The organism is Haloglomus irregulare, assembly GCF_007421925.1.
GTDB lineage: Archaea > Halobacteriota > Halobacteria > Halobacteriales > Haloarculaceae > Haloglomus > Haloglomus irregulare.
This window is the reverse complement of record NZ_QMDX01000001.1, coordinates 196,138-220,711: the sequence shown is the minus strand read 5'-3', so window position 1 is coordinate 220,711 and position 24,574 is coordinate 196,138. Positions and strand designations below refer to the sequence as shown.

Genomic DNA, 24,574 nt, shown 5'->3' with positions numbered 1-24,574 from the left:
CCATCGCACCGGTGTATGCATCGACGCATGTCCGTGCTGGTCGTCGCCGTTGCGCTGGTGGTCGCTGGGGCGACCGCCGGCGTGACGGGGGCGGTCGGGGCGACGTCGACCGACGCGGAATCGGACGACGCATCGGCTGTTTCGACGGAATCGACGGCACTCACTCACGTCGCGAGCGTGAGCATCAGTAACCAGACCAGCGGTGGAACGGTCGTCACGGTCGAGGAGGTGTACGTCCCCGACGGCGGGTTCGTCACCATCCACGACGAGCGTCTCGCCGAGGGCGGGGAGGGGGTCCTCTCCAGCGTCCGCGGGAGTTCGCAGTACCTCTCGCCGGGCAACCACAGCGACGTGCGCGTCCGCCTGAACGACCCGATCAGGGACGACTCGGCGGTTATCGCGATGCCACACAGGGACTCCGACGGTGACCGCGCCTACGAGTTCGTCTCCGGCAACGCCGAGGTCGACGGTCCCTACACGGCCGACGGCGAGATCGTCACCGACAGCGCGACCGTGACCGCGTCGGCGACGGTGTCCATCTCGGACCAGCCGACCGACGGCACCACCGTCCTGGTCGACCGCACGGAGCTGGCGAACGGCGGGTTCGTCACCATCCACGACTCGTCGGTCCTCGACGGGGCGACCTTCGAGAGCGTCCGGGGTTCGAGCGAGAAGCTCGACGCCGGCATTCACAGCGACATCCGCATCACGCTGGACGAGCCGCTGGAGAACGACGACACGGTCGTCGCGATGCCGCACCGCGACACGGACGACGACGGCTCGTACGACTTCGTCACGAGCGACGGCGGGGACGACGGTCCCTACACGGACGCCGACGGCTCCATCGTCACCGACGCGGGCAGCGCGGTGCTGACCGACACCGCCGACGTCACGATGGCCGACGACGTCAGCGGTGGGAACCTCGTCACGGTCGACGAGGTCTTCCTGCCGAACGGCGGCTTCGTGACCGCACACGACGGGAACGTCTCGGAGGACGCGCTGGGCTCCGTCCGGGGCACCTCGGAGTACCTCGGTCCGGGCTACCACGAGACCGTCCACATCGTGCTGGACGACCCGTTCACGGGCGACAACGCGACTGTCGTCCCGATGGCGCACACGGACACGAACAACAACGAGCAGTACGACTTCGTCCGCAGTGAGGGCCGCAATGACGGGCCCTACACGGACGACAACGGCGCGGTCATCGACCAGGCGACGCTGGACATCGCGGCCGGGTTCCACGTCGACACCCAGCCCTCCGACGGGGTCACCGTGACCGTCGACCACGTCGACCTCTCCGAGGACGGCTACGTCACGATCCACGATAGCTCGCTGAACGCGGGCGAGGTCACCGGCAGCGTCCGGGGCTCCTCCGCGTACCTGGAGGCCGGCTACTACGACAGCGTCACGATCACGCTGGACGACCCGCTGCGACAGTCCACGACCGTGATTCCGATGGCGCACCGCGAGACCGACGGTGACGAGAGCTACGACTTCGTCACCAGCGAGGGGGCCGACGACGGCCCCGTCACGACGAGCGAGGGCGAACTCGTCATCGACTCGGCGACGGCGACCGTGCTCTCGCAGGTCAGCTTCGAACCGCAGACGACGTCCGACACCAACGTCACCGTGCAGTCCGCGACGCTCCACGACGGCGGCTTCGTCACCATCCACGACGCGAGCCTGCTGGAGGGTGCGGTCTTCGACTCCGTCCGGGGGACGTCCGAGTATCTCGGGCCGGGCACGCACGAGGACGTGACGGTCGCGCTGGACGAGTTCGAGGAGTCGAGCACGCTCATCGCGATGCCGCATCTGGACACGAACGGCAACCAGCAGTACGACTTCGTCGCCAGTGAGGGGGCTAACGACGGCCCCTACGTGGCGAAGGACATCGTCGTCGCACCCGCGATGGTCGATGTCTCCGGCATGGGACAGGGGAGCGCGAGGGTCACGCTGAACAACCAGACCGCCAACGGGGCGGCCGGCTCCGTGACGGTCTCGAGCGCCACCCTGCCCGAGGGCGGCTTCCTGACCATCCACGACGGGACCCTGCTCGACGGTGACGCGCTGGGCTCCGTCCGGGGCACCTCCGACTACCTCGAAGCCGGCGACCACTCCGACATCGAGGTCTCGCTGGACGAGCCGTACACGGCCTCGGGTAGCATCATCGCGATGCCCCACCGTGACACGAACGGCAACGAGGCGTACGACTTCGTCAGCTCCGAGGGCGAGGCCGATGCCCCGTACACGACGAGCGACGACGAGATCGTGCTCGACCCCGCCGCGCTGACCGTCCGCTCCGCCTCGGTCGACTTCGAGGACCAGGAGACCGACGGTGACAGCGTGACGGTCGCGTCCGTCACGATGTCCCAGGGCGGCTTCGTGACCATCCACGACGACACCGTCGGCGACGATGCCATCGGCTCGGTCGTCGGGACGTCCGACTACCTGGCGGCCGGCCAGTCGTCGAACGTCGAGGTCGACGTCGACATCTCGGCGTCCGGTCAGTACTTCGCGATGCCGCATCTGGACACGAACGACAACGAGGCGTATGACTTCGTCAGCAGCGAGGGCAGCGCCGACGGACCGTACACCACGGAGGGCGGTGACATCGTCCTCGCGGGCGCACAGGTCACCGTCGAGGAGAGCGGCGGCGACGGCACCGAGACGGGCGGACAGCCCGGGTTCGGCGCCGTCGTCGCGGTGCTCGCCCTGCTGGGCGCGGCACTGCTCGCGCGCCGGAGCTGAAGCCGGGACCGATCCGGTCGACCCGCTCGGCGCGGCTGCGGTATCTTTTTATATCATAATCCTTCAGACGAGATGCATCCATCCGACCATGGATGCCCGAATTCGAGGTCCAGCGGCCGTCGATAGCCTGTTGACGCGTCCCACACGGCCCGAAAGATTTAAGTAGTTTTCGGCCTTACACTTGGTAAGGCGTCGTTCCCGCCGGTATTCTTTCGTCCACCCGGCCGGCAGAGGGGCGTCTCTCGCACCCACCATGAGCGATTCAACAACCATCCGAACACAGGAGAACACCAGCGAGGTCGAACACACGGAGGAGGCCGACGAACAGACGGCCTGTCCCGAGTGCGATGGCCGCCTGCAGACCGACACCGAACACGGCGAAGTCGTCTGCAGCGACTGCGGCCTCGTCGTTGAGGAGGACAGCATCGACCGCGGGCCGGAGTGGCGCGCGTTCGACGCCAACGAGCGCGATAACAAGTCCCGCGTCGGCGCGCCGACGACGAAGATGATGCACGACAAGGGGCTATCGACCAACATCGGCTGGCAGGACAAGGACGCCTACGGCAATTCGCTGTCCTCGCGCCAGCGCCAGAAGATGCAGCGCCTGCGCACCTGGAACGAGCGGTTCCGGACGCGTGACTCCAAGGAGCGCAACCTCAAACAGGCCCTCGGCGAGATCGACCGGATGTCCAGCGCCCTCGGGCTGCCCGAGAACGTCCGGGAGACGGCCAGCGTCATCTACCGCCGGGCCCTCGACGAGAACCTGCTGCCCGGCCGCTCCATCGAAGGGGTCGCCACGGCGGCGGTCTACGCCGCCGCCCGCCAGGCCGGCACGCCGCGCTCGCTCGACGAGATCAGCGTGGTTTCGCGGGTCGAGCGGATGGAGCTCACGCGGACCTATCGCTACATCGTCCGCGAGCTGAACCTGGAGATCGCCCCGGCGGACCCGGAGAGCTACATCCCGCGGTTCGCCTCCGACCTCGACCTCAGCGACGAGGTCGAGCGCCGCGCCCGCGAACTCGTCGACCACGGCCGCGACGCCGGCCTGCTCTCGGGCAAGTCGCCCGTCGGCCTGGCCGCCGCGGCGGTCTACGCCGCGGCGCTGCTCTGCAACGAGAAGGTCACCCAGAGCGAGGTCAGCGAGGTCGCCAGCATCTCGGAGGTCACCATCCGCAACCGGTACAAGGAGCTGCTCGAGGCCGCCGAGGTCATCGCGGCCTGAGACCCGGGTGGGTGCCCCCGACTGCCGCGCCGCGGTAGCGGCCGGCTATCCCGTCGGTGGCAACGTTTTTGCGTTCCCTGCTCGTGCGAGCGTGACATGGAGGAGACGTACGCACGGCTGCTCTGTCCTGAGTGTGGCAAGCACTGGGAGTCGACACCGTCGGAACTCCCCGACGTGTCCACGACCTTCCACTGCCCCTCCTGTCACGCGACCCGCCGCCTCTCCGAGTTCGCCCGCACGGAGCACGACCTCAAGACGATGAAGCAGTTCTGACCGGCTCTCCCCGGTTCTGACACGAAATCGCGGGGATACTCCGATAATCAGGGGAGCCTGAACGTTACCGACCGGGTAGCCGTGTAACCGGTCGCCGTGCCGTCTCAGCCCCCGGTCGCGGACCGGGCCCCACAGGCATCACACTGCAGCAGTTCCGCCCCGTTCTCGCTGACGAGGTTGGTGTCGGGGAGGCCACACTCGGGGCAGCGGACGTAGGCGTCGACGTAGGCGTCGATGGCATCGGCGACGCGGTCCTGTCGGAAGTCGCCGGTGAGCCGGAGACGGCCGCGCTCGTCGATGGAGGCGCTGGTCCCCAACTCGTTCTGGACGAACTTCATGAGGTGGTTCGCCTCGCGACCGAGCCGGTCGATGGTCGACTGGAAGTTCTCGAACACCGTGACGTTCCCCTCCTGGCGGACCTCCGGGTCGGGGATCTGGAACCGCTCACCCCCCTCCTCGATGTCCGGCGTCTCCTCCAGCGCCCGCTCGAGGTGGTCGTCGTAGCTCATACCTGAGGATACCCGTCGGATCCTGAAATGTTTTCACGTTGTCCGTACCGTCGACCCCGCGGTCCGGGCGTCGTGGCGAGGCTGCGCGCGCGCTGTCACGGGGTGAATCCACGATACCGTCCCGCATGGACCCACCCGCGGACGACGGTCCCCGGCGGGAATCGCCCCGAATCGCGTGGGTAGTTCACACGGAATATCCCCCGATTGAGCCGCCGAGCGGCCTCGAGACGGCATTCCGTGTTAACGTGACTCGGGGTAATACTATAACCATCCAGTGGTAAGGCGCGCATGGCTATGAAGAAGCAGGAACTCATCCATCTCCACGGCCTGCTTGCAGAGGTACGCAACCACTACGAACAGCGCACAGGTGACGACGTCGCGGCCACCGAGTACGAGACCCTCGGTGTCCGACCCACCTCCATCCACAAGTCAAAGACCGACCACAAGGCCGCGGTCTTCGCGCTCGCCGATGGAATCACCGACGAGATGACCGAAGAGGTCGCGGAGCCGGTCTCCGCCGCCGCCGACTGAGACACTCCAGTCCTCGAGTCATCCATCCCACGTAGCTGCGGCGCCGTCACTCGTCGACAAGTTCCTCGAACTCCGGCAGCACGTCGTCCTCGTCCCCCTCGTCGAGCCCGACGTCGAGGTCGAGCTCCTCCTCGATGGCGGTCCCCTCGTCGGCCGCGGCGTCGGCATCATCCTCGTCCGCCTCGGTCGGTTCGACCTCGAGGACCTCCAGCGGGATGTTCTCCAGCCGCTGTCCGATCTCCTTGCGGGCGATGCGAGCCGCGTGCTCGGTCCGTTCGACGTTGAACACGGTCATCTCCAGCTCCAGGGCGACGAGTCCCTCGTCGGCGGCGATGAAGGCCGGTTCGAACGAGTCCTCGCAGTGCGGGCACGAGCGCTCGCTCATGTCGATCTCCACGTAGTTGAGGTCCGGGTTCAGCATCTCACCGGTCTTGGAGATGGCGATCCGGACCGCCTCGTCCGCGGTTCCGACGTCGTAGACGGGGACCGCTGCCTCGACAGCAACACGACAATCCATACCTAGGAAACCGTTGGCACGGAGACGACAAGAAGCTTGCCCGCCGGACCGCCGGCCCCTGCCGAAAGCGCAAGCCCGATGCCCGGCCCGCTCCCGTGTCGGGGTATGCACACCGGCCGGCTTCCGGTCGCCGAGTTCCCGGGCGGGTTCGACCTCCAGGCGACCGTCGAGAGCGGGCAGACCTACTTCTGGGACCGCCCCGACGACGCGATGTTCGCGGACGACCCCGCGTGGGGTGGCGACGCCTGGTACCACACCGTTCTCCCGGCGACGGAGACGGCGACGAACGAGCCGGAGGTGCTCCGTTGCCGCCTGGACGGCGACGCCCTGGCCTGGGAGGCGTCCACGCCGCGCGCGCCGGACCACCTGACGTGGCTGCTCCGCCTGGACGACGATCTCGACGCCATCGTCGGCTCGACGCCGGACCTCCCGCTCTTAGAGCGCGCCTACGACCGGTACGGCGGGATGCGCCTGGTCCGGGACCCCTCGTTCGCCTCGCTGATCTCCTTTATCTGCTCGGCCCAGATGCGGGTCGAGCGCATCCACGCGATGCAGGGCCGTCTCGCCCGCGAGTACGGCGACGACGTCACCTTCGACGGTGACACGTACTACGCGTTCCCGACGCCCGAGCAGCTGGCCGCCGCGACGGAGGCCGACCTCCGGGACTGCTCGCTCGGCTACCGGGCGCCGTACGTCCAGCGGACCGCCGAGATGGTCGCCGAGGGCGTCGCCCACCCCGACGCGGCCCACGATATGCCGTACGAGGACGCCCGGGAGCACCTCGAACAGTTCGTCGGTGTCGGCGAGAAGGTCGCGGACTGCGTGTTGCTGTTCGCGCTCGACTTCCTCGAGGCCGTGCCGCTGGACACGTGGATTCGGACGGCGATCGAGGAGTACTACCCCGACTGCGACCGCGGCAACTACACCGACACCTCCCGGGCCATCCGCGAGCGCTTCGGGGGCGACTACGCCGGTTACGCACAGACGTACGTCTTCTTCTACCTGCGGACCGGCGGAGAGTAATCCCGGCTGCGGGACGGCCGTCGGAAACCCGTGAACGGATCGTCCGAGCCTAACGCCAGCGTCAGAACGGCTCGCAACAGGGTCCAGTGGACGTCTAGTGAACCGGTCATTAATCACGGAGTAAAGAACAGTAATCGGAGATTCGACCCGTCGCCGTCTTGCTCTGAGTGCTCCGCAACGAACGACGTCTCTCCAGACACAGTGGTGATAGTTAACGGTCCGAACGACCATGCCTCTATTTACTACACCCCGCAGTCCCTCCCGTTGGGCCCGGGGGGAGATCCGGGGGATGCGGGTCGGTTCATATGGGGGGATGCACCCGACGCCGCTGGTCGAGTCGTCCCGACCCCTCAGGGCCTGGGGGGAGAACGGGCCGGACATGGGTACGGCGCGCCGTGCTACCGCCGTTGATGTTGGCACCCTCGGTGACTGCACCGGCGCTCGCCCGCACGACTGCCGGTCCCTTCATCCGTTTCAGTCACGCGTGCCCAGCCAGCGGCGCACCCGTTCGGCGACGGCACCGCGGAACCGGCCCCAATCGAGGTCGACCGCGCCGGTGTCGGTGGCGCCGTGGAACAGCGCGTCGTGATGAGCCCGCGCCACCCGGTCGAGGACGGCCTCGAACAGCGGGTCGAACGCCACCGCCGCCCTGCCGCCCAGCGCTGCGGCCCGGTCGGCCAGTAGCGCGTCCGTGACGAACCGTTCGGCGAGCGTTTCGACGTCCCTCGCTTCGACGCGAGCCGACGGCTCGCCCTCCGGCAGGTCCGCCCGGACCAGCTTCGCCCGGCTCCCACGCTTGTCCGTGACCACGACGCCGGCAGCGGGCCCGTCGTACCACGCCGACGCCGGGAGGTCGTAGCCGTCCAGCGGCCGCCGGCCGATGGACCGCTCGCGCTCGACGGGGTCGAGCGGTGGCGGGCCGAGCCGCTCGAAGACCCGCTCGACGCGGTCCGGCGGCAGCCATCCCCCCTCGGCGGCGTCGTGGATGGCCGTCCCGAGCACCGGTGACAGCCGCCCCCAGTCGTAGTCGGTGTGCCGCCGATGGGTCGCCACGCCGACGAACGTGTAGCGGGTGGGGTCGTCGACCGTGTCGACGTACGAGCCGAGGTCGAACGCTCGCGTACTGGCCCGCTCGGCGTAGGCGAGCCGCGGCGGGACCCCGCTGTCGAAGACGCGCTCGTCGTCGCCGAACCGGAGGAAGCCCGCCTCGGCGACGGTGAACCGGACGAGCGCGCCGTCGAGTAGCTCCTCGATACGGACGTGACCCTGGAGGTGGTCCGGCCGCGCGTCCGCGAGCGTGGGGGCCGACGGGGCGTCGTGCACACCGGCGGTCACACGGCCGCGGTCATAACTGTGGGGCCGACCCCGGTCAGTCGTCGGCGGGTCGAATCTTGAACCCGTAGCGGGTCACCCCCTCCTGCGTGTAGATCCGCCGGGCGACCGCCTCGACGCGGTCACCGACCGAGAGGTCGCCGTCCGTCTCTGGGTCGTGGTCGGTCACCTGTGCCGGGGCGCTAACGGTCCCGCCCTCGGGGCCGTCGAACGCGACGATGGCGACGCCGAAGGCGCCGCTCTGCACCTGCTGGGCGGCGAACTCCGGAGGGGACCCGCCGCGGCCGATGCGGGTGATCGCCTCGACGGTCCCGCCGCCGGGGAGCCGGACGTCGGCGTAGTCGCCGAGAGCGCCACAGTCCGTGCAGGCACCCTCCGGCGGGAACGCGAGCGCGTCGCAGTCCGGACAGCGGCCGGCGACGAGCCGGTGGCGCTGCGGGAGCGACCGCCGCCACGTCGGGACCGAGACGTACGCGCCGCCGCCCTCCGGCTCCTCGCCGTCCAGGTCGCCGCGCCGGCGGAGGTACTCGGGGTACGACAGGTCGACCGCGCCGTCGAGTGCGAGGTCGGTCGCGACCTCGCCGGTCCGCTCCAGCAGCAGCACGTCCGCCCCGGCGCCGCTCCCGTAGGCCGCGGCCAGGACGCGGTCGTGGCCGTCCGCGAGCGCGCGGGCCAGCGACAGCGGCACGCTCGCCGCGCCGGTGTCGCCCAGGTCCTGGACGGTCGCAGAGGCGTGGATGGTCTCGCTGGCCACGCCGAGGGCGCCGGTCGCGCGGTACGGCCGCTTCCCGTCGGGCGCCTGCACCGCGGCGGCCGAGACGTCCGGGTCGTCCACGCCGGCGTCCGTGGCGGCGCCGGCCAGCGCGTCGTGGAACGCGGCCCGGTCGTAGCTGGTCACGCCGAGGCCCTGGACGCGGTCGTCGCCGCCCGCCCGGAACCGCTCGCCGGGGCGTGGCGTCGCGTACCTCCCGCGGGCCGTCACGGTCGCGCCGCCCTCGGCCGTCAGCAGTAGCGCGGCAGCGCCCGCGCCAGCCGCGTGCTCGCGCTCGTCCGGCGGGTCGGCCCGGGGACAGTCCGCGGCGACGACGAGCGTCGGGGCCCGTTCCGTTTCAAGCGCTGCGACCAGCGCGCGGGTACCGGCCCGCGTGCTCGCCGTGAACTGCTCGTGGCTGGCCGTCCCCGGGGCGTCGAGGACGGAGCCGAGCCGCACGACCAACTCCTCCTCCGCCAGCGGCGGGGTCGTGGTCGCGAGGGAGAGCGACGCGAGCGCGTCGCCGTCCAGGCCGGCCGCGTCGAGCGCCCGCCGCCCGGCCGCGGCGGCCATCGTCAGCGCGTCCTCGTCGGCCTCCGGGACGGCCTTGTGGTCGATGCCCGAGGCCTCGAACGTGCCCCACGCCTCCGCGAACGCGTCGGCGTCGATGCGGAGCCGCGGCGCGTACGCCCCGACGGCGGAGATGGCGAGGTCGCTCATCCCCTCACCTCCGGGGCGAAGCTCCGGCGAGGCCGCCGTCGCTCGCGGTGTTCGCTCACGCGACCACCTCCCCATCCGACACGTCCGCCCAGTCGTGGTCGCGCTCGAACAGGTGGACGACGGCGGCGCCGCCGGAGCCGCCGACGTTGTGGGTGAGGCCGACCTCGGGCGCGTCGAGTTGGCGGTCGCCGGCGGCACCGGTGAGCTGGTCGAACGCCTCGACCACCTGACCGGCGCCGGTCGCGCCGATGGGGTGGCCCTTCGATTTCAGACCGCCCGAGGTGTTCACGGCTGTCTCCCCGTCCGGACGCGTCGCGCCGCTGGCGATGTACTGGCCGGCCTCGCCGCGCTCGCAGAGGCCGATATCCTCGTAGGCCATCAGCTCCGCGATGGCGAAGCAGTCGTGGACCTCGGCGAAGTCGAGGTCCCCGGGACCGGCGCCGGCACGGTCGTACGCCGTCCCCGCCGCGCGCCGGGCGGCCGGGACGCCGGAGTAGGTGTCGCGCTGGAACAGGCCGACCCGGTCGCTTCCGGCACCGACGCCGGCGACGCGGACCCGGGCGTCGGTGAACCGGTCGATGGCGTCCTCGCTCGCCAGCAACACGGTCGCGGCACCGTCAGTCGTCGGGCAGCAGTGGTACAGTGTCAGCGGGTCCGCCACCGTCGGCGCCGCGGAGGCGTCCGCCAGCGAGCACTCGAAGCCGAGCTGGGCGTGCGGGTTCTTCGCGCCGTTCGCGTGGTTCTTCACCGCGACGTGGGAGAGCTGGTCGACCGTGGTGCCGTGCTCGCGCATGTGGGCCGAGGCCATCTGCGCGTAGACGCCGGCGAAGGTGGTGCCCGAGAGCCGCTCCCACTCGGTCTCGCCGCTGACGCCGAGCCAGTAGCGGACGGCCTCGGCCGAGACGTCGGTCATCACCTCGACGCCGCCGGCCAGCACGAGGTCCGCCATCCCCGACCGGATGGCCTGTACCCCCTGCCGGACGGCGTAGCCCGAGGCCGCACAGGCGTTCTCGACGCGGGTCGTCGGGACGCCGTGGAGGCCGACGTGCTCGGTGACGGCCGGGCCCGGAAGCCCGAGTTGGCGGCCGCCGACGCCGAGCGTCCCGACGATGGCCTCGTCGACGTCGCCCGGCTCGACGGCGGTCCCCTCGAGCGTGTGTTCGAAGGCGGTACGGAACAGCGAGCGGTACGACTCGCCGGGGAACGACCCGAAGTCGGACTGGCCGGCGCCGACGACGTAGGCGTCGCGCATGGCTCCCGTCGCGGGCCCGACCCGGGAATAGGTTGCGACGGGGCCGTCGTGACGGTTGGGGAAGTTTCACGCCGCCGGGCGGCGTGGGCCCGCCATGAGCGACAGCGACACCGCCGCCCGCGTCGGCGTCGACGTCGGCGGCACCTTTACCGACGTAGTGGCGGTCCGGGACGGGCGGGTCCGCGTCCACAAGGTCGCCTCCACGCCCGACGCCCCCGAGGCAGGCGTCGTCGGCGGGTTGGAGGCGGCCGCGGGCGACGGGCTCGCGCTCGACGCGGTCGGCACCCTCGCCCACGGGACCACCGTGGCGACGAACGCCGTGCTGGAGCGCGAGTGGGCCGACACCGCCCTGCTGACCACCGACGGGTTCCGCGACGTGCTGGAGGTCGGCCGACAGGACCGCCCCGCGCTGTACGACCTCCACGCCGCCAAGCCCGACCCGGTGGTCCCCCGGGACCGCCGGCACGGGGTCGCGGGACGGCTCGACGAACGCGGCACGGAGCTGACGCCGCTGGATACGGCCGCGGTCCGGGACCTGGCGGCCGACCTCGATGCCGAGAGCGTCGCCGTCGCCCTGCTGTTCGCCTTCGAGGACGACGCCCACGAGCAGCGGGTCCGCGACGCGCTACGCGAGGGCGGCTACGAGGGCTCGATATCGCTATCCAGTGACGTGCTGCCGGAGATCCGGGAGTACGAGCGAACGCTCGCGACCGCGCTCAACGCTGCGCTCCGCCCGGTGATGGCCGGCTACCTCGGCCGCCTCGACGACCGCGTCGACGAGGCCGGCGTCGGCGCCCCGCTCCGGGTGATGGCCTCGAACGGTGGGCTGCTGGACGCCGAGCGCGCCCGCGACGTGCCGGTGCGGACGCTGCTCTCCGGGCCGGCCGCGGGGGTCCGCGGCGCCGCCCACGTCGCGGCCCGCCACGGCCACGACGACGCGCTGACGATGGACATGGGCGGCACCTCCTGTGACGTGTCGCTCGTCCGCGACGGCGAGCCGCTGGTGGCGACCGACGTGACGGTCGGCGACTACCCCGTCGCGACGCCGATGGTCGACGTCCACACGGTCGGGGCGGGCGGCGGCTCGGTCGCCAGCGTCGACGCCGGCGGGGCGCTGCGCGTCGGGCCGGCCTCGGCGGGCGCCGACCCGGGGCCGGTCTGCTACGGTCGTGGCGGCGACCGGCCGACGGTGACCGACGCCGCGTTCGCGCTCGGCCACATCGACCCCGAGGCGTTCCTCGGCGATGTCGGTGGCGCGGGCGAGGCGGCCCGGGCGGCCATCGAGCGCGACCTCGCCGACCCACTCGGCCGCTCGGTCCGCGAGGCCGCGGCCGGGGTCCGGTCGGTCGCGGAGGCCGAGACCGCCCGGGCGCTGCGGGTCGTCTCGGTCGAGCGTGGTCACGACCCCCGGGACCTGGCGCTGGTCGCGTTCGGCGGCGCCGGCCCGCTGCTCGCGTCGGCCGTCGCCGCGGAGCTCTCGGTCCCCGAGGTGGTCGTCCCCCGCGCGGCCGGCGTTCTCTCGGCGCTGGGACTGCTCGTCTCGGACCTGGTCTACGACGAGTCCGTCTCCCGCGTGCGACCATGGGGGGAGATCGACGCCGCGACGCTTCGCGGGACGCTCGCCGACCTGGCGCGCCGGCTGGACGAGCGCCTCGCCGACGTGGCCCCCGAGCGCCGCCGACTGGAGCCGGCGGTCGACCTGCGCTACCGCGGGCAGACGTACGACCTGACGGTCCCGCTCGAGGCGTCCGTGGGTGACAGCGGCATCGCCGACCCGGCCCTCGACGCCGTCGCCGAGCGGTTCCACGCGCGCCACGAGCGCCGCTACGGCCACGCCTCGCCGGACGAGCCCCTGGAACTGGTGACGGTCCGTCTCCGCGCCCGCGGGGTCGTCGACCCGCCGACGCTTGACCCGCCCCGGACGGCGGGCCGGGTCGCGGACGCCATCCGCGAGGAGCGCCCCGTCACCTTCGACGGTCGGACCCGCGGGACACGGGTGTACGACCGCGCCGGACTCCCCGCAGGCGAGGCCGTCGAGGGGCCGGCCATCGTCGAGGGGAGCGAGTCGACGCTCGTCGTCCGGCCGCCCGACCGGGTGCGCGTAGCCGACGACGGGAGCCTCGTCGTGGAGGTGGCTGCCGATGCCTGAGGACGACACGGCCGGGGGAACGGGCGACGTCGACCCGGTGACGCTGGAGGTCGCGCGCAACGCCTGCGCCGCGGTCGCCGAGGAGATGAACGCGACCCTGGTCCGGACGGCCTACTCCCCCAACGTGACCGAGCGGCGGGACTGCTCCTGTGCGCTGTTCGACGCCGAGGGCGAACTGGTGGCACAGGCCGAGAACATCCCCGTCCACCTGGGCGCGATGCCGTTCTCCGTCGCGGCCGCGCTTGAGGCGTTCCCGCCGGCGGAGCTCGGCCCCGGCGACGCCGTCCTGCTCAACGACCCGTTCCGCGGCGGGGCCCATCTGCCCGACTTCACGCTGGTCACGCCCGTCTTCGCCGACGGGGCCGACGCGGACGCCGCCCCCCTCGCCTTCGTCGCCAACCGCGCCCACCACGCCGACGTCGGCGGCTCCCGCGCCGGCGGCGTGGCCGCGGACTCGACGGAGATATACCAGGAGGGCCTGCGCATCCCGCCGGTGAGGCTGTACCGTGAGGGGGAGCCGAACGCGGCCGTCTTCGACACGGTCCTGGCCAACGTCCGGACGCCGGACGAGCGTCGAGGGGACCTCCGCGCGCAGGTCGCCGCCAACGAGACCGGCGCCGAGCGCTACCGCGAACTGCACGACCGCTACGGCGACGACCTCCCCGAGGTCACCGCGGCCATCCAGGACTACGCGGAGCGCCGGACCCGCGCCGAGATCCGCGACCTGCCCGACGGCACCTACGAGTTCGCGGACGCGCTGGACGACGACGGCCGCGGCACCGAGGACGTGCGGGTCGCGGCGGCGGTGACCGTCGACGGCGACGCGGTCACGGTCGATTTCGAGGGGACCGACCCGCAGACGCCCGGCCCCGTGAACGCCGTCTTCGCCGTCACGGCCTCGGCGACCTACTACGCCGTCCGGTGTGTGACCGACCCCGAGGTGCCGCCCAACGCCGGTGCCTACCGCCCCATCGAGGTCCGGGCGCCCGAGGGGACCGTGGTCAACCCGGACCCACCGGCGGCCGTCGTCGGCGGCAACCTCGAGACCTCACAGCGAGTCACCGACGTGGTGCTCGGCGCGCTGGCCGAGTGCGCCCCCGAACGCGCCGCCGCGGCCGGCCAGGGGACGATGAACAACGTCACCTTCGGCGGCACGGACCCCCGCGAGGGCGTCGGCGACGGGGACGGCGGTCGCCCGTGGGCCTTCTACGAGACCGGGGGCGGCGGCGCCGGCGCGCACGCGACCGGCGACGGGATGGACGGCGTCCACGTCCACATGAGCAACACGCTCAACACGCCGGTCGAGGTGCTGGAGACGGCCTATCCGCTGCGCGTGCGGCGGTACGCGCTGCGCCCGGGTTCGGGCGGCGCGGGCGAGCACCGTGGCGGTCTCGGCCTCCGCCGGGACATCGCGGTCCGTGGCGACACCGCCTTCTCCCTGCTCGCCGACCGCCACCGCCACGCGCCGTACGGGCTGGCCAGCGGCGCGGACGGCACGACCGGCGCCGCCTTCCTGCTCCCGGGCGGGGACGGCGACGTCGACACCGACGGCGAGCGGCTCCCGCCGAAGACGACGCTGGAGCTCTCCCCCGGCGATCTCGTCAGTATCCGGTCGCCCGGTGGCGGCGGCTACGGTGCTCCGGAGGACCGCGCGGCGACGGCCATCGAACGGGACCTCCGACTGGGCAAGCTGTCGGCTGACGCCGCGCGCGAGCGCTACGGGCACGAACCCGACGCCGGGGAGTGAGGCCCCCCCGACAGCTGTGGAAACGCGAGCCCGGGGCCGTAATCCCGAACGGAACCCGATAATACGGGGAATACAGCGCGAAACGGCACTCCTGTCGGGATGTCCCGCCGCCCTCGCCGGCGGTGGTCCGGAGCACGCGAGGGCCTCGGGGGTGTTCTCGTCGCCGGAGCCGGCACTGTGCTCGTCCCCTCGCGCGGAACGCCCCTTCACACCGACGATCGCGACCGGTCCCGTAATCGTATCCGGTGACTTCGGGCCTCGCGCTGCACAGTCCCCGGGAACGACGAACGGGAGCGTACACCGGACGACGGACCCGTTCCCGAGGCGGTGCTTCCGGCGCCTCAACGTTTAACTCGAAGCCGGGAGTAGTTACACACGGTGGATTAGTATGCCCGAACACTCACACCCCGAACTTCCCGAACTGCCGTACGATTACGATGCCCTGGAGCCGTTCCTGGACGAGCAGGTGCTGACGTGGCATCACGACACGCATCATCAGTCGTACGTAAACAACCTCCAGGCTGCCGAGGAGACGCTGGCCGAAGCCCGTGAGAACGGGGACGGTTCCGCGGTCGCCGGCGCGATGGGCGACGTGACCCACAACACTGGTGGACACTACCTCCACACGCACTTCTGGGAGAACATGGACCCCAACGGTGGCGGCGAGCCGTCCGGCGCCCTCGCGGACCGCATCGAGGAGGACTTCGGCTCCTTCGAGGGCTGGAAGGGCGAGTTCGAGACCGCTGCCGGCGCCGCGGGCGGCTGGGCCCTGACGGTCTACGACCCCGTCGCCAACCAGCTCCGGAACGTTCCGGTCGACAAGCACGACCAGGGTGCGCTGTGGGGCAGCCACCCCATCGTGGCCTGCGACGTGTGGGAGCACTCCTACTACTACGACTACGGTCCGGACCGCGGCAGCTTCATCGAGGGCTTCCTCGACCACGTCGACTGGGGCTACTGCGAGGAGCAGTTCGACACGGTCGTCGAGCTGTTCGAGTAGGCGGTCGCCGAGCGAGTCGCGACGGCTCCACGACCACGCTTTCTTTCGACGCACGCCGGCCAGCGATAGCGCCGCCGCTGGCACCAACCCTCAGCTCGACCGTCGCCCGCCGGTTAACGGGCCGAACTGTTCGGCCCGCTCGACATCCGGCACCGGCGTGGATGCCCGTTCGATGGACCGGCGTGGGTTCCTGGGCGGGTTGGCGTCGGCGGGTGCGGTCGCGCTCGCCGGCCGTACGAACCAGCGACGGACGCTGGAGACCCTGGATACGACGCAACCGTCGAGCCCGGGTCGTTGCACCACGAGGCGCTGGACGTCGTCGCGAGCAGCGACCAGGTCACCCCCCGGTACGAGGTGGCCGCCGACGGCCAGTTCGACGTGCTGCCGTTCGGCGGGCAGTCCGACCCGGCGGAGTACGACGTCTACCGGCGCCTCGTGGCCGGCGAACCCGACGCACGGCCCGAGCCCTCGGAGTGGCACACCGTGCTGGGCGCCGAGGACACGGCGTCGGTGAACAGGCCGCTCCGGACCGGCCGCCACCACCTCGTCGTCGACAACACCCAGTTCGGGGAGGCGGATCCCGACGGCACGCTCCGGCCGACGGTCGACCGCTCGGTGCGGGACTTCGAGCCGTTCCCGTAACCGGGGCGTCGCCCGACCCGCAACCGTTTACCGGCCCGCTCGCGGACGCCTCTGCATGCCACGCCCCCGCGACGCGTTCGACGACCTGCGCGACCTGGCGTTCCGCGAGCCCGACGAGGTGCTCGACGAGGACCAGCTCTACACCGTCTACGAGATCGCCCGCCTCCTCCAGGGGGTCCCCCTGGACCGCGAGCTGGACGTGGAGACGGAGAACGTCCTGCTGGACTGGGCCATCCCGTGGCTCGTCTACAACCAGGCGGAGTTCGTCTTCGCGGAGCCCGAACACGAGTCCCAGCCGGGCTACTACGGGCTGAAGGAGCACTGAAACCGTCGCGCCCGACGACCCGGCTACGCGACCCGCGCGTCCCAGTAGGAGACCGAGGCGAGCCGCCGGCCCAGCGGCGTCCGGAGCAGTGCCGTGTCCACCTCGCGGAACGGGCGGGCGACGCCGCTCGGGACCTGCCGGTAGAACCCGTACGGGAGGACGAAGTCGTGGTCGGCGCCATCGAGTTGCAGCCCGGCACCCTGCAGCAGACGCTCGACCTCGCCGGAGGAGTAGAGCCGCGACCCCATCGGGAGCGCGAAGTTGTAGATCGACCGGAAGGAGAACCGCTTGAACGTGTCGAAGAACACCTGTCCCTTCGAGACGCGGGCCATCTCGGAGAGGAAGGAGGCGGGTCGGTCGGCGAGATGAAAGAACCGCATCGCCAGCACCGCGTCGAAGTGGTCGTCGGGGAACGGGAGCCGGGCGGCGTCCGCGCGCATGAACTCCAGGCTGTCGTCGACCTCGACGGACCGGGCCTTCTCGCGCCCCTGCTTGAGCATGGCTGGCGAGATGTCGAGACCGACGATGTCGGCCCCCCGGTCAGCCAGCAGCGAGGTGAACCGGCCGGTCCCGCAGGCCACCTCCAGCACGGCCGTGTCCTCGACGGGCCCCAGGGCGTTCAGAACGGCCTCCTTCTCGCGGTCGTCGATGAGGCGGCCGCCGTTGGAGAACCGCTTCTCCTCGTAGGCGTCGGCGATGTCGTCGGACTGGTACCACTCGCGTCCCTTCACGTCTCCGTGACTCCCGAGGCGGCGGATAAAACGGTACTGGAACGCGGCCGCCGGTCGCTACTCGGCCTCTGCGGGCGCCGCGTCGAGGTCGTCCAGGTCGATGGTTTCGGCCAGCAGCACGTCCTCCTGACCGGAGATGTCGCGCCGCTCGCGAGCGAGCTGCTTCAGCTTCGACTGTGGCGCGAGGTCGCCGATGAGGACGCCGCCGACGACGCGGCCGTTCCTGAGTGCGACGCGGCGCCACTCCGTCTCGGAGTACTTCCGCTCGACGAAGTCGTCGCCCAGCGTCGGGTGGCCAAAGGAGAGGAACGGGAAGTCGAAGTGGGTGATGGAGTACGAGGAGACCCAGCGGAACTCCTCGGCGGGTTCGTCGGCGACCATGTTCTGGCCGGCGATGGAGCCCTGCTCCTTTGCCGAGCCCCAGGCGCCGTTCTGGGCCCGCTCGCCGAGGATGAGGTCCTCGAACTGCGTGATGTCGCCCGCCGCGTAGACGTCCTCGGCGTTCGTGCGCATGTGCTCGTCCGTGACGATGCCATCGTCGAGTTCGATGCCCGAGCCCCGCAGGAACTCCGTGTTGAAGTCCAGCCCGATGGCGACGCCGACGAAGTCACCCTCGTAGAAGTCGCCGTTGGGGTCGGTCGCGCCGGTGACGACGCCGTCGTCGTCCACCTCGAACCGGTCGACGCCGGACTGGAAGACCGGCTCGACGTCCCGCTCGCGGAGCGCGTCGTGGATGATCTCGGCCCCCTCCTCCGAGAGGGCGTAGCGCCACCAGCAGTCCCCGCGCATCAGGTACTTCCCCTCGACGTCCTGGGCGGCGCAGATGGCCGCCAGGTCGATGCCGAGCAGGCCGGCGCCGACGATGATACCGGTCTCGGCCGCGTCGGCGTGCTCCTGGATATCGCGGGCGTCCTCGAAGGTCCAGAAGTGGTGGATGCCCTCCGCGTCGGAGTTCTCGACCGGGAGCTGGGTCGGCGTCCCGCCCGTGGCGACGAGCAGCTTGTCGTACTCGTAAACACCGCTCTCGTGGGTGTGGACCTCGTGAGCGTCCGTGTCGACCGCCGTGACGTACGTGTTCAGGTCCAGGTCGATATCACGCTCGGCGTACCAGTCCTCGTCGTGGATGGAGATGGGCGCCTCGGGCAGCTTCCCCTTGGCGAACTCCTTGATGAGGATACGGTTGTAGAGGGCCTCCCCCTCGTCGGTGAGTACCGTCACGTCCGCGTCCGGGTCCGCCTCCCGGATCGTCTCGGCGGCGGACGACCCTGCGATGCCGTCGCCGATGATAACGTGCGATGTTGTCATGACGACGGCTACGATTCCCCCGCAAATAGGGGTTGCCATCGCTCGGAACTCCGATGAAGATAGATGAAGGTTCGGGCGCGGACCGCCGGCGGGCATCGGGACGTGGCCCCGGGACGGCGAGCCGCCGGCAGCCCCCGCGGGACGTCGGGGGGTTCAAGCGGCTCCACGCCGTTGGTTCGGGTATGAAGATCCGACAGAACCTCCGACACTGGGCGGCGAAGAAGGCGCTCACGACTCCCGTCATCGGACCACGGGTGAACGACCGGCTCGTCGACATGCACACGGACATCTTCCTGGGCAAGACCGACGAGTCCAACCACGACGCCCGGCGGGCGCATCTGGACGACTTCTTCGACGCCACGATGGACACCTACGTGGCGGCGCTGCAGGGCGGCTACCCCGAGGCCGAGGCCCGTGAGATCACGCATATCCAGGCGAACTTCGACTTCTTCACCCACGGCTGGACGGAGATGATGGAGATCCCCGCCGACGAACTGGAGGACCACTACCGTCGCTACGAGGAGTTCTTCGCCGAGTACGACATCACCATCGACGACCCGCTCGGGGAGTTCGCCCCCGCCACGGGCGTCACGGCGGCGCCCACCACGCTCGAGAACCTGGAGGGCGCCGAGTACGAGAACGCCATCGAGGGGTTCGCCGACGACGTCTACGTCGAGACGCCGGAGGGCCTGCTCAAGGGTCGGGGCACCGACGAACCGGACGTCAGCCCGACCGAGGCCCCCGGCGCGGACGCCGAGGACGACGAGGCGAGTGCGGACTGAGCGCGCCCCCCGCCTCCCGGCTCGAACCGTTCTCCGACCCGTAGCGCGCGTGACGCGGTAGCGTGCTGGAGACACTGTGGCTCCCGCTCATCGGCGCGCTCATCGGCGGCGCCGTGACGCTGCTGGGCGGCGGCGGTGGCGTGTTCTACTTCCTCGCCCTGGTCTCGCTCGTCGGCCTCCCCTACCGTGTCGCCGTCCCGACCAGCCTCGCCACGGTCGTCCTTACGACCGGCTTCGGCTCGTACGGCCACTACCGCCAGGGCAACGTCGCCGTCCGGGTCGGCACGCTGGTCGTGCTCGGTGCCGTCGGCGGGACCTACCTCGGCGCGCGGACGGTCAGTGGCGTCGATACGGCGCTCCTGCGGCGGGCGCTGGGTGCCGTCCTCATCGCCATCGCCGGCCTCACGCTCGTCATCGACCGCTACCGAACGGCACCGACGGGATCGGTGGCTACCATCGACGCGTCGCTCACGCCGGTTCGGGCGTCCGGCTCGGTCGTGCTCGGCGTCCTCACGGGCCTGTTGAGCGCGCTGTTCGGCATCAGCGGGACGCCCGTCCTGTTGCCCGGGCTCTACGCGCTCGGACTGCCGGCCGCGGCGGTCGTGGGGACCAGCGTCTTCGCCATCCTCGGGGTCGCGCTGGCCGGCGTGGGCTGGTACGCGGGCCTCGGCGGGCTGGACCCCGTCGTCGCGCTCGCGTTCGGCGTCGGCGCGGCCGTCGGCGGGGGCCTCGCCCCGCGGCTCCTCGCCGGGGTCCGGACCGACCGGCTGGAGGCCGTCTCCGGACCCCTGTTCGCCGTCGTCTCCGTTCTTGCCGGTATCGGCTTCCTGCTGGGGTATCTGTAGGACACAGCGGAGTAATGGCGATAGTAGCGTACAGTGGCGGAGCGACGAGCTCTCGTCGGGAAACGTGGGGACAACTCGGATACTGTTCGGAGCTACTGCTCCGATTCCGCGCTCGCGTCGCGTCCGACCCACCGTCGGAGGTCGCCGTCGGCCGCGTGACCCGCCACCTCGCCCGCGACCGCCAGCGTGCCGGCCAGGGCGACGACGCCGACCACGTCGAGGCCGGCCGCGAGGCCGACGGCGCCGCCGAGCAACCCGGCGACGGCGCCGATAATCGCCATCCGTTCGGGGGTGTCGCAGAACGGGAGCGTCAGTCCGAGGTCGAACGCCATATCCGTGTTCGGCGTTCGAGCGTCTTAAGCCCGATCATGAGTGGGTTCGCAAGTTCGTGACGCACTGGGTCTCAGCTGTCGGGGGCGATGTCCCACCGGAACCAGCAATCGCTGATATCCTATCGAGGTCGTGCTATATACGGGGTATGCAGTCAACAGGGGCATCCGCGCGAGCGAAGCGAGCGCGGTTCCCGGACGGCGAGGTCGGAGGCCGAGCCGTCCGCCTTTTCTATCGACGTTTTCGCGCCGAGTGGTTCGCCGGAGGCGAACCCGAGGCGGCAAAAGGTCGCGCCGTGTATTCAGCAGGGTCCTGAGGAACTACCGAGCACCTGCCGGTACCGCGGCGACCGATACAGAGCGTCCGTGTGCCATCCGATACAGCACCGGTTCCCGGCTACCGGCCAAGGGTATGGGGAGCAGGTCGACACTTCCTGGCGTAAGCGTATTAGGAGGTCAGGCGAAACCACATCCGTGCTTCCCCTCCAAGCCGTTCCCGGGATACCGGAACTGTTCATCATAGCGATGTTCGGCACGGTGGTTGTCGGGGCCGTGTTCCTGGGTCTCAAACTGATTCAGAGCCTGACGGAGTTCCGCGAGGGCTATAGGCAGCCGTGATCCAGTGGCTTGTGGGTGCTCCCCTCCGATCTCCGTCGCAAAGTAGCCGAATCACCGCCCTGACGAGTCGAATCAGACCTACTGCTCCGTGACCGACTTGGGCTGTGTCTGCAGTAGGCCACTCGCTACCTACTCAGTCCCTCTCAGAGCCGCCGTGCGAGATACAGAGGATGTGTTCAGTAGCCGAGATCGGCCATGTCTGACGCGCGTTATAGAATGGACCTCACGTGATCGGGCTACTCATCGTACAGTCATGAGGAATACCACGTGGGATTCAACCCCTTCAGAACTACCGTTACAGCCGTCGCACAGCCAATACTCACGAGTAGAACGATCACTGCGTCGGTCAACCGTCGTATACCCGTCATGTTGGTCTGATACCAAGCGAGCACTGCGACGGTTATGCCGATAACTGCGATACTCACGATCTCGTCTCCGCTCAGGTCGCGTAGCAGGCTGGGAACGGAGGGCATGCGCGGAGATTACACGGTTCACAGTGTATAACTATGCCTGTTCTGTGAACTGGCCTCGTCCCGTGGCCGACTCAGACGATGGGTTCAGCACGGCGGCTGCAGTAGATCCGAGTCCGCGAGGAGAGGGCCCGGGAACAGCGGAGAACCACCCCAGCGAACAGCAATGGCTGTGGATGAAGACATTTACCAGCCGGCTTGGAGGCGTGGATATGCAGCGACGGCGATATCTACGTGCAATCGGCGGAGGGCTCGGTGCCGTCTCAGTGTCCGGCTGCACGGAGCTCCTCCCGGGCGCCGATCAGGAACCCGAGTACCCTGGGGGAACACTCGTCCTCAAGAATACGGGGAACAACGCTGTCCCGGTTTCGGTAGAGACGAAGCTGGATCAGTACGACGCCTCAGTTGATACCGAGGTCGCTGCCGGGACGACAGCCGTTCGTCGCGAATTCGTCACTGCTAATCGGGGCGCAATCGTGACACTCGTCGCCCAGCTGGGCTCGACAGGGGACGGGATCCGGTTCCAGTTCCTCCCCGCAGGCGGAGAGGATTCCCCGCCCGAGGTGGCGCAACTCACATTCGAGAACGCGGTCGAAGCGAGTGCGACGTGGACTGCAACAGGTGGGGAGTAACTCGGCTCGTATCAATCGGCAGCTTCCTCAGTAAGCACACTGTATCTCGCATGTCGGTTCTGTCAGACTCTAAGGGGTCCAGCAGAGTCGCACACGGATACGGCAACCCGGTTGGAGTAGTCCACATCCGGCTACCTCCTGTCCGTTCTCCATACCGCGCGAGCAGGGCGGGACTCCGTCCCGCTTGGAGTCGGGTAGAACCTGACGACGGAGTGAGCGCGGTTGGGTTCGAGACGGCGGAGCCGCCTCGTCCTCCCGAAAATCTACGAGTTTCGGAGACACCGGCACGAGCGCCCGGAGGGCGCGAGTGCCGGCTTTTCTCTGAGCGTTTTCGCGCAGGTGGTTCGCGATGGCGGCCGGCTCCGTCGGCCGCCGAGCGAACCCGCAGCGCAGAAAAGCTCGTTCAGACCAGCGTGTCGGGGCGGTCCCCGAGGTAGTCGAAGACCGACCCCATCGAGAAGCCGTAGACGAGGTGGGCGACGAGCGAGATGACGACGTACAGCGCCAGCGAGAGGCCGCTGTAGCCGACGTTGAACGCGAGGACGAACCCGGTCCAGAGGACGAACCCGTAGGCCACTCCGGCGGTGGCGTACCGGTCGCCCGGGAGGTAGCTGCCGATGGACGCGAACAGGAGCGGCCACGTCGTCATCCCGCCGCCGAGGAAGATGAGGTAGCCGGCGGCCAGTACCATCTCAGAGCCCAGAACGGCGTCCAGGCCGATGAGTTCGGCGGTCGTCCCGAACGAACTCATCTCGAAGGCGCCGACCGAGGCGCCGACGAGGAACACGACCGTCATCAGCGAGGTCCCGACGAACCCCCCGAGCGCGCCGATGAGGCCGTCCGTCAGGATACCGGCCAGCACCCCGACGTCAGGTTCCGCACCCTCGTTGGCGAGCGTCGTGTCCACGTTGGCGTCGTCGACGCCTGAATCTCCTTGGGCCATGTCTACGCTTCACGTCCCTGTCGTTGATAAGCGTTGACACGCCGCGAGCACTCCACGGACGGCCGCCCCCGCTACCGGGGTGAGGCAGCCGGGGCCAGGTATACGGTCGCCCGGCCGATACGGTGTGGCGTGGACCCACGCGCGTACCGCCGACGGATCGGGCTCGAGGCCCCTCCGGACGGACCGGCCCGCGAGGCCGTCGCCGCCCTCCAGGCCGCCCACGTCCGGCGGGTCCCGTTCGAGACGCTCTCCGTCGCCGGCGATCCGTTCGGCGACCGCGAGGGCGAGGGGGTGACGCTGGACCCGCCGAGGCTGTACGAGAAGATCGTCCGCCGGGAGCGGGGTGGCTACTGCTACGAGCTGAACGGGCTGTTCGGGTGGCTGCTCGACGACCTGGGCTACGACGTCGCGTACGTCGCCGCGCGGATGCTGCAGGACGACGGCACGCCCGGGCATCCCGCGAACCACCTCGCGAACGTGCTCACGCTCGACGGGGAGCGGTATCTCGTCGACGTGGGGCTGGGGACGCCGACGCTGCGCCAGCCGCTCCCGCTCGACGGGCGGGTCGTGACTGACGACGCGGGCGTCGCCTGGACGGTCGTCGAGAGCGACCGGCCGGACGCCGACGGGCTGACCCGGTACCGCTGCCCGAACACCTGGGAGTGGACCGACCGCTACCTGTTCACGACGACCTCCCGGGACCTGGACTACTTCGCCGCGACCAACGACCACCTCTCGACCGCGCCGGAGTCGCCGTTCACCGGCTCACCGGTCGTCGCCCGGGCGACCGACCGGGGCCACCTCAAGCTCACCGGGAACCGGTTCACCCAGTGGGTCGACGGCGAGTCGACCGAGCAGCCCGTGTCGGGCGCCGAGGCGTGGTACGACCGCCTGCGCTCGACGTTCGGCATCGACTACCGACAGTAGCAGTAGTCAGCAAGAGGACGTCGCTCGTCGGGACAGGGACGAGACCGGGGCGATGTGTTGTAGCGCGGGTCGACCGCGTCCCTCCCAACGTCCGTATATCATCTCCATGACGTGTCGAATGCGGAGCGTGAGTCCAGTATGAGCCGACCGGCTCCGACGGGTCCTGCGAGCGGAGGATCTCGCCAGCGGACCGCGTTGATGCCACCACACGTCTATTTCCTGAGGCACTGGTGGAGCGTCGTCCGCTGGTT

General features: G+C 70.1%; 24 protein-coding genes. 15 read left to right on the top strand and 9 right to left on the bottom strand.

Annotated elements, in window-relative coordinates; translation table 11 throughout:
- Positions 1–15: 15 nt before the first annotated feature.
- From DP107_RS01270 to DP107_RS19725, 3 genes are all read left to right on the top strand, one after another.
- Positions 16–2,748, top strand: a complete 2,733-nt coding sequence (locus DP107_RS01270; RefSeq protein ID WP_144260318.1) for a DUF7282 domain-containing protein — start codon at positions 16–18, stop codon at positions 2,746–2,748.
- A 253-nt stretch (positions 2,749–3,001) separates the two neighbouring features.
- Entirely contained in the window at positions 3,002–3,970 is a 969-nt protein-coding gene (locus DP107_RS01265; RefSeq protein WP_144260317.1) for a transcription initiation factor IIB, read from the top strand.
- Positions 3,971–4,066: 96 nt separating this feature from the next.
- Positions 4,067–4,243: a DUF7836 family putative zinc-binding protein gene (locus tag DP107_RS19725; protein WP_185977122.1), complete on the top strand. Its 177-nt coding sequence runs from the start codon at positions 4,067–4,069 to the stop codon at positions 4,241–4,243.
- A gap of 104 nt (positions 4,244–4,347) precedes the next feature.
- Here DP107_RS19725 and DP107_RS01260 read toward each other — a convergent pair whose 3' ends face one another.
- On the bottom strand, positions 4,348–4,752 hold the full coding sequence (locus tag DP107_RS01260) for a translation initiation factor IF-2 subunit beta (protein WP_144260316.1): 405 nt from the start codon (positions 4,750–4,752) through the stop codon (positions 4,348–4,350).
- 294 nt (positions 4,753–5,046) lie between these two features.
- Here DP107_RS01260 and DP107_RS01255 point away from each other — a divergent pair, with 294 nt between their 5' ends.
- Positions 5,047–5,283 (top strand): UPF0058 family protein, encoded by a 237-nt coding sequence (locus tag DP107_RS01255; protein ID WP_144260315.1) that lies wholly within the window; start codon positions 5,047–5,049, stop codon positions 5,281–5,283.
- Between the two features lie 46 nt (positions 5,284–5,329).
- Here DP107_RS01255 and DP107_RS01250 read toward each other — a convergent pair whose 3' ends face one another.
- The gene (locus DP107_RS01250) at positions 5,330–5,800 is read right to left on the bottom strand and encodes a DUF555 domain-containing protein (protein ID WP_144260314.1); all 471 of its coding nucleotides are present in this window, start codon (positions 5,798–5,800) and stop codon (positions 5,330–5,332) included.
- A 105-nt stretch (positions 5,801–5,905) separates the two neighbouring features.
- On the opposite strand from DP107_RS01250, the gene DP107_RS01245 reads away from it, so the two are divergent.
- The gene (locus DP107_RS01245; RefSeq protein ID WP_144260313.1) at positions 5,906–6,823 is read left to right on the top strand and encodes a DNA-3-methyladenine glycosylase family protein; all 918 of its coding nucleotides are present in this window, start codon (positions 5,906–5,908) and stop codon (positions 6,821–6,823) included.
- 474 nt (positions 6,824–7,297) lie between these two features.
- Here DP107_RS01245 and DP107_RS01240 read toward each other — a convergent pair whose 3' ends face one another.
- The 3 genes from DP107_RS01240 to DP107_RS01230 are packed head-to-tail and all read right to left on the bottom strand — an operon-like array spanning position 7,298 to position 10,878.
- Positions 7,298–8,146, bottom strand: coding sequence for a hypothetical protein (locus DP107_RS01240; RefSeq protein ID WP_144260312.1), 849 nt, complete (start codon positions 8,144–8,146; stop codon positions 7,298–7,300).
- Positions 8,147–8,192: 46 nt separating this feature from the next.
- Positions 8,193–9,626 (bottom strand): zinc ribbon domain-containing protein, encoded by a 1,434-nt coding sequence (locus DP107_RS01235; protein ID WP_144260311.1) that lies wholly within the window; start codon positions 9,624–9,626, stop codon positions 8,193–8,195.
- Positions 9,627–9,681: 55 nt separating this feature from the next.
- Entirely contained in the window at positions 9,682–10,878 is a 1,197-nt protein-coding gene (locus DP107_RS01230; RefSeq protein WP_144260310.1) for a thiolase C-terminal domain-containing protein, read from the bottom strand.
- 94 nt (positions 10,879–10,972) lie between these two features.
- Between DP107_RS01230 and DP107_RS01225 the strand changes: the two genes are divergently transcribed.
- From DP107_RS01225 to DP107_RS01205, 5 genes are all read left to right on the top strand, one after another.
- Positions 10,973–13,027, top strand: a complete 2,055-nt coding sequence (locus DP107_RS01225; protein WP_144260309.1) for a hydantoinase/oxoprolinase family protein — start codon at positions 10,973–10,975, stop codon at positions 13,025–13,027.
- The gene (locus DP107_RS01220) at positions 13,020–14,774 is read left to right on the top strand and encodes a hydantoinase B/oxoprolinase family protein (protein ID WP_144260308.1); all 1,755 of its coding nucleotides are present in this window, start codon (positions 13,020–13,022) and stop codon (positions 14,772–14,774) included. Before DP107_RS01225 ends, DP107_RS01220 begins: the two co-directional genes overlap by 8 nt.
- A 388-nt stretch (positions 14,775–15,162) precedes the next feature.
- Positions 15,163–15,774, top strand: a complete 612-nt coding sequence (gene sod / locus DP107_RS01215; protein WP_144260307.1) for a superoxide dismutase — start codon at positions 15,163–15,165, stop codon at positions 15,772–15,774.
- 294 nt (positions 15,775–16,068) lie between these two features.
- Positions 16,069–16,416 (top strand): hypothetical protein, encoded by a 348-nt coding sequence (locus DP107_RS19720; RefSeq protein ID WP_185977121.1) that lies wholly within the window; start codon positions 16,069–16,071, stop codon positions 16,414–16,416.
- Positions 16,417–16,471: 55 nt separating this feature from the next.
- Positions 16,472–16,741 carry a DUF5827 family protein gene (locus DP107_RS01205; protein WP_144260305.1) on the top strand — a complete coding sequence of 90 codons (270 nt, stop codon included), beginning with the start codon at positions 16,472–16,474 and terminating at the stop codon, positions 16,739–16,741.
- 23 nt (positions 16,742–16,764) lie between these two features.
- Here DP107_RS01205 and DP107_RS01200 read toward each other — a convergent pair whose 3' ends face one another.
- Positions 16,765–17,472 carry a class I SAM-dependent methyltransferase gene (locus DP107_RS01200; protein ID WP_144260304.1) on the bottom strand — a complete coding sequence of 236 codons (708 nt, stop codon included), beginning with the start codon at positions 17,470–17,472 and terminating at the stop codon, positions 16,765–16,767.
- A 57-nt stretch (positions 17,473–17,529) separates the two neighbouring features.
- Positions 17,530–18,777 carry an NAD(P)/FAD-dependent oxidoreductase gene (locus DP107_RS01195; RefSeq protein ID WP_144260303.1) on the bottom strand — a complete coding sequence of 416 codons (1,248 nt, stop codon included), beginning with the start codon at positions 18,775–18,777 and terminating at the stop codon, positions 17,530–17,532.
- Positions 18,778–18,959: 182 nt separating this feature from the next.
- Here DP107_RS01195 and DP107_RS01190 point away from each other — a divergent pair, with 182 nt between their 5' ends.
- Both DP107_RS01190 and DP107_RS01185 read left to right on the top strand, forming a co-directional pair.
- On the top strand, positions 18,960–19,559 hold the full coding sequence (locus tag DP107_RS01190) for a DUF6149 family protein (protein ID WP_144260302.1): 600 nt from the start codon (positions 18,960–18,962) through the stop codon (positions 19,557–19,559).
- A gap of 62 nt (positions 19,560–19,621) precedes the next feature.
- Positions 19,622–20,404: a sulfite exporter TauE/SafE family protein gene (locus DP107_RS01185; protein ID WP_144260301.1), complete on the top strand. Its 783-nt coding sequence runs from the start codon at positions 19,622–19,624 to the stop codon at positions 20,402–20,404.
- Positions 20,405–20,496: 92 nt separating this feature from the next.
- Here the strand turns inward: DP107_RS01185 and DP107_RS01180 are convergent, their stop codons facing one another.
- The gene (locus DP107_RS01180; RefSeq protein WP_144260300.1) at positions 20,497–20,736 is read right to left on the bottom strand and encodes a hypothetical protein; all 240 of its coding nucleotides are present in this window, start codon (positions 20,734–20,736) and stop codon (positions 20,497–20,499) included.
- Between the two features lie 471 nt (positions 20,737–21,207).
- On the opposite strand from DP107_RS01180, the gene DP107_RS19715 reads away from it, so the two are divergent.
- Together DP107_RS19715 and DP107_RS01170 are read left to right on the top strand one after the other, a co-directional pair.
- Positions 21,208–21,351, top strand: a complete 144-nt coding sequence (locus tag DP107_RS19715) for a hypothetical protein (RefSeq protein WP_185977120.1) — start codon at positions 21,208–21,210, stop codon at positions 21,349–21,351.
- A 682-nt stretch (positions 21,352–22,033) separates the two neighbouring features.
- Positions 22,034–22,453, top strand: coding sequence for a hypothetical protein (locus DP107_RS01170; protein WP_144260298.1), 420 nt, complete (start codon positions 22,034–22,036; stop codon positions 22,451–22,453).
- A 403-nt stretch (positions 22,454–22,856) separates the two neighbouring features.
- On the opposite strand, the gene DP107_RS01165 is transcribed toward DP107_RS01170, so the two are convergent.
- Positions 22,857–23,396 (bottom strand): DUF6789 family protein, encoded by a 540-nt coding sequence (locus DP107_RS01165; RefSeq protein WP_144260297.1) that lies wholly within the window; start codon positions 23,394–23,396, stop codon positions 22,857–22,859.
- Positions 23,397–23,525: 129 nt separating this feature from the next.
- Between DP107_RS01165 and DP107_RS01160 the strand changes: the two genes are divergently transcribed.
- Entirely contained in the window at positions 23,526–24,323 is a 798-nt protein-coding gene (locus DP107_RS01160; RefSeq protein WP_144260296.1) for an arylamine N-acetyltransferase family protein, read from the top strand.
- Positions 24,324–24,574 lie beyond the last annotated feature (251 nt).